Below are 5,248 nucleotides of genomic sequence, written 5' to 3'. Positions count from 1 at the left end.
GATCTAATGTGCCGGGATTGAGGTCATTTCCTGTTGGAGATACATAGTAATTTGTAACAGGATTTGTTTTGTTATTGGATTTCGCCAAGGTAGAGGCAGGGAGTATGAAAATTAACATACTGAAAGAAAAGATAAAGATAAAAAGCGATTTTTTTAATGAGGGAAATATTGTTTGATATTTCATCATGATCCTCTTTCTTTATTAAGCATTCCTTCTCAACTATATAGTTAAAACTGACGATTTATATCTTGTTTCAATAAAAAAAGACCCGGGACTAAATTCTGGGTCAAAAGACATCAACCACCATGGTCTCCGTCTGCCATCATACTTTGAACGACTTTTACTACGTGACTATCTGTTTGAGAGGTAATTCCCAATGTAAACATTAAAGCAGTAGCAATACTCATCAATTTAATTAGCTTTTTCATTTTAAAGCTCCTTTCGCATCGGCTTTTTTCTTAGCTTGCATTGCTTTATAGAAGTATGTACCTGCTTTGGCATGCTGGCCTTGTTCAAAGTATTCAATTCCTGCAAGAACGGTAGCTTCTAATTTCTCAGCGGTTTGATGCCGTTTCTAAAATATTCTCCGTATAATACTCCCCTTGCGTTGAATTGAGAGTCGTTACAAACTATGTTTAGTAAGAACATTGAACTATCTATTTTTTTAATTATAATAAGATTATATATAGATATATAATTTTAAAAAAATCATTTCAAAAGGGTGGTAATTCAAATTGAATTTAGGACTAATTGTTGGTATTCTGCTAATACTTGTTTTTGTATGGGTTATAATATCAGGGATTCGTAACGGAGACGCTACTATCTCACAAATGTTTGGAAGTGTAATTTGTATTTTTGTATTAATTTGGCTAACTAAAGGTTGTGTACCTATATCAAAAGAATCGTATGAAGAACAAATTGTATCTAATGTTGAAGGCTTCCAACATGATGCTATACAATTTCAAAAAGCTATTGAAAACTCCTTTAACTACTATGAAAAGGGTAATGTAGTGTATTCGAAAGAAGAAGCAAATACTATATTAACAGATATACTTAATATTCAGGACACTGTAAAAAATCTAGAAGAATCACAAAGAGAAATCAAAAAGATGAAAATACCTGATGAATACAATTCCGCCCATACAGATTTGGAAATAGCTACGCGTTACCTTGTATTAGCAGCAAAAGCTATTAGTTTGTTTAAAGAAACAAACGACCCTGAAGCTCTAAATAAGGCACATGAGTACCTTAATCAGTACAGTGCCAACATAGAAACCGCAGTTATTGAGTTTAAAAAAGTAAATGATATAGATATTATTAAAAAATAACACATATTAAAACGATTATGTTCTCTAATTTGTGGGCGGAAAATACACACCGCTCTTTTTTTATGTTCGACATTTAAGGACATTCTATTCAATGCTCTAAGTATGTTGTTTTTGCTGATTTAATAATTTAAGAAATTTTTAACGAATTTCCGGAAAGAATTCTCCTTCCTCAAGCGTGTGAAGGGCGTAGCCCAACGGTAGGTGGGAGATGAATTTCGGTTTGGCGTAGCCAAAAGGTTTTCCTTTTTATTTTGCCTCTGATATAATCAGTCTTATAAATTATAAGGGCTGGTATATAAATGAAATTAGATAGTAATAACTATTCAGTATTCTTGTTATATTATCACCTTGTGTTGGTCGTGAAATACAGAAGAAATGTGTTTGATAATGATATGTCAGACTATGCAAAAGATATGTTTGTTCGACTATCTGAAAACTATAACATCACGTTAGTTGAATGGAATCATGATGTAGACCACGTTCATATTTTGTTCAAGGCACACCCTAATACAGAAATGACAAAATTCATCAATGCTTATAAAAGTGCAAGTTCTCGACTTATTAAAAGAGACTTTCCACAAGTGAAAAAGAAACTTTGGAAAGAGATGTTTTGGTCAAGAAGTTTTTGCTTGCTAACTACCGGTGGTTCGCCAATAGACGTAGTAAAAACATATATTGAAAATCAAAGTGAAAAGTGAGGTGAAATGATATGACAAAGCAGAATAAAGCATATAAATTCCGTTTGTATCCAACAGAAGACCAAGCACATCTTATGCGTAAAACTTTCGGTTGTGTACGTTTCGTGTATAACAGAATGTTAGCTGAACGGAAAGAAGCGTATGAAAAACATAAAGATGATAAGAATCAACTAAAGAAACAAAAGCTTCCCACTCCTGCGAAATACAAAGCAGAATTTGAGTGGTTAAAAGAAGTTGATTCATTAGCTTTGGCAAATGCTCAACTAAATTTGCAAACTGCCTATAAAAATTTCTTTAGTGGTCAAAATGACTTCCCAACATTCAAAAGCAAAAAAGACAGAAAGTCTTATACAACGAATGTAGTGAACGGAAATATTATGTTGCTTAACGGTCATATCAAATTGCCAAAACTGAAAATGGTACGTATCAAACAGCATAGAGAAATACCACAAGGCCATATAATCAAGTCATGTACGATTTCTATGACACCTACTGGTAAATACTATGTGTCCATTTTGACTGAATACGAAAAAGAGATCGTACAAAAAGAAGTAGAAACAATTGTTGGATTAGACTTTGCGATGGATCAATTATACGTCAGTTCTGAGGATGAGAGAGCCAATTATCCTAAGTTCTATCGTGAAATGTTAGACCAGTTAGCAAATGCTCAACGAGTATTATCAAGACGTACAAAAGGTTCAGGGCGTTGGAATAAACAACGTATCCGTGTAGCTAAGCTGCATGAAAAAGTAGCAAACCAACGTAAGAACTTCCTTCATCATAAGTCTAAAGAGTTAGCTACTCATTTTGATGTTGTAGCTATTGAAGATCTAAATATGAAAGGAATGTCGCAAGCACTTCATTTTGGAAAAAGTGTCGCTGACAATGGTTGGGGTATGTTCACTTCTTTTTTAGCTTATAAACTACATGAACAAGGCAAACAACTTGTGAAAATAGACAAATGGTTTCCTTCCACAAAAACATGTAGCAGTTGTGGAAATGTGAAAAATATGTCATTGTCTGAGCGAGTCTATTCTTGTATATGCGGTGTAAATCTCGATAGAGATTATAACGCAGCTATCAATATCAAAAATGAAGCAATACACCTATTGGCGTTAGCATAGATAGCAATAAAATAACCCTTGGAACAAGGGAGTTAGCTCGGCTGTCTTAGGACGAATTCGTTAGCTACCAAAAGTAACGACTAACCGAGAAGCCCCCACTTCAAACAGTCCGTTAGGACGTTAAGTGGCGGGTAGTTCACGACAATACATGTATGTGAAACTTAAAGATTAGTTGTTGTCAATCTATTAATTTGTTTCATATTCGTACAAACTGGAATATTTTTAAACGGGAGCTTTATAAAATTACTGATTGAATAGATGAGAGGGAGAGTGGTGGCACAAATTAAAGAATGGGGACTAGCAAACCCAAAACGATCTGCATATTAAATTATAATAAAGCTTACTAATATCGATACATTATAGGTTAAAGTTAATAATAAATATATCGTTTTATAATAATGTAATATTTATTGTATTTATGACATAGTTAATTAGTTTTCTAATTGTAAACAAAGAATTTCTTAACTCATAGCTTCATAGAAATTTTCTTTAGTTTATCAAATTATTATGAGAATATATAAGAATATAGGATACTCTCCCCTTAAAGTAGAATGTGTAAAAGACTGTGAGTAAACATGGATGTTACACTTCTAATTTGAGGGGATTTTATTAGGGATTATAATAAACCGGAATTTTTAATTTATTTAGACAGATTAGAATTTTTATTAACAGATGCTTTTTGAAAAATATTACAACGGATCTAATACAAGGTGAAATTCCTGGGTATTTAATCATTTTCCCCCTCCTTTTTATAAGCCTTCCTTCCCAACAATATAGTTTAAACTAACGACTTATATCTTGTATCAATAAAAAAGACCCAGGAATATATTCCGGGTCAAAGGACATCAACCACCATGGTCTCCGTCTGCCATCATACTTTGAACGACTTTTACTACGTGACTATCTGTTTGAGATGTAATTCCCAATGTAAATATTAGAGCAGTAGCAATACTCATCACTTTAATTAGCTTTTTCATTTTAAAGCTCCTTTCGCATCGGCTTTTTTCTTAGCTTGCATTGCTTTATAGAAGTATGTACCTGCTTTGGCATGCTGCCCTTGTTCAAAAATCTTTTCTGCTAGAACATTACAGCATTCATAGATATACTCATATAAATCTTCTCGTTCAAAGTATTCAATTCCTGCAAGAACTGTACCTTCTAATTTTTCAGCAGAGACATTATTATTAATGTCTCTTAAAATTTTAAACCGATGCTGATATTCTTCATTGTTTAGTTCTGTACAGAGTTGTAATCCTCTTTCAAATAAAGTATTAGCAGTTTCTTGGTTTCCTAGTTTAGAGTGTTCTCTGCCTTCGATGAAAATGGCTTTATAGTGGTTAGGTTTCTTTTCGGATACTTCAGAGAGGTAGCGAATAGCTAATTCAGACATATTTTGCCCTGCATATAATAATCCTAAATTATGACGAACCATTACAGTAAATTTTTCTTCTCCAATTTTTTGGAACAAATCCATTGCTTTTACAAGGTGTTCTTCGGCTAATGCCCATTCTCTTAAATTGGTACATGCCATGCCAAAAAGGTTTTCACAGAACCCTATATTTCGTTCATAGCCTTCATGTTTAGAGAATATTTCTTTTGCTTTGTTAACATACTTAATTGATTGGAGTGATTCGTAAATATCGTAATGAAAAGCACCAATTTTATAGTAAAATTCAGCCTGCTCAATTTCATCAGATACCTCATTTAGAAGTTCTTCTGCTTTATCATAATTATCTCTTGCTATTGAATAGCTGCCTACAGTACTTGCATGAATTGCTTTAAAGAAGTGATAGTAGTAGGTTAATATATTATCATGTGGAATTTGAAAAGATTCTACTTTGTCGAAGCAATCCTTTGAAACATTTAAATTGTCTACTATATATTTATAACGAAAATCTAATAGTGAATAATATAAGTGTAAGCTCTGATTCGAGACATCTTTCATTCTATTATCAATTTCTTCTTTTAGCTGGTGAGCATTATCAATTCGTCTCGCACGGATTTCAATATACCAATCATTTAACATATTAGCGACTACTTCATATTCTGTGACTAAAGTATCTATTGTATCCACCTCATTCTATTGCAGTATATGTA

6 protein-coding genes and 1 pseudogene are annotated in these 5,248 nt (G+C 32.9%); 3 read left to right on the top strand and 4 right to left on the bottom strand.

Annotation, left to right across the window (positions count from 1 at the left end; genetic code table 11):
* Positions 1-184: pseudogene (locus tag GBN78_RS30800) on the bottom strand (DUF5123 domain-containing protein); the annotation flags it as partial.
* A 113-nt stretch (positions 185-297) separates the two neighbouring features.
* Positions 298-429 (bottom strand): hypothetical protein, encoded by a 132-nt coding sequence (locus tag GBN78_RS30945; RefSeq protein WP_264298957.1) that lies wholly within the window; start codon positions 427-429, stop codon positions 298-300.
* 306 nt (positions 430-735) lie between these two features.
* Between GBN78_RS30945 and GBN78_RS28285 the strand changes: the two genes are divergently transcribed.
* The 3 genes from GBN78_RS28285 (at position 736) to GBN78_RS28275 (ending at position 3,151) form a co-directional block, all read left to right on the top strand.
* Positions 736-1,329, top strand: coding sequence for a hypothetical protein (locus GBN78_RS28285; RefSeq protein WP_001048486.1), 594 nt, complete (start codon positions 736-738; stop codon positions 1,327-1,329).
* 299 nt (positions 1,330-1,628) lie between these two features.
* A complete protein-coding gene (tnpA, locus tag GBN78_RS28280; RefSeq protein WP_152127957.1) occupies positions 1,629-2,027 on the top strand; it encodes an IS200/IS605 family transposase in 399 nt (132 codons plus the stop codon).
* Positions 2,028-2,038: 11 nt separating this feature from the next.
* Entirely contained in the window at positions 2,039-3,151 is a 1,113-nt protein-coding gene (locus tag GBN78_RS28275) for an RNA-guided endonuclease TnpB family protein (RefSeq protein WP_152127956.1), read from the top strand.
* An 845-nt stretch (positions 3,152-3,996) separates the two neighbouring features.
* Here GBN78_RS28275 and GBN78_RS30940 read toward each other — a convergent pair.
* Together GBN78_RS30940 and GBN78_RS28270 are read right to left on the bottom strand one after the other, a co-directional pair.
* A complete protein-coding gene (locus GBN78_RS30940; protein ID WP_000733477.1) occupies positions 3,997-4,128 on the bottom strand; it encodes a hypothetical protein in 132 nt (43 codons plus the stop codon).
* Complete coding sequence (locus GBN78_RS28270; protein WP_193224770.1) at positions 4,125-5,216, bottom strand: Rap family tetratricopeptide repeat protein; 1,092 nt, start codon at positions 5,214-5,216, stop codon at positions 4,125-4,127. The genes GBN78_RS30940 and GBN78_RS28270 overlap by 4 nt, the downstream gene beginning before the upstream one ends.
* Positions 5,217-5,248 lie beyond the last annotated feature (32 nt).

The organism is Bacillus sp. B2-WWTP-C-10-Post-4, from assembly GCF_009183805.1.
Lineage (GTDB): Bacteria > Bacillota > Bacilli > Bacillales > Bacillaceae_G > Bacillus_A > Bacillus_A cereus.
Note: the sequence above shows the minus strand (reverse complement) of the source record. Positions and strands in the feature narration are given on the sequence as shown.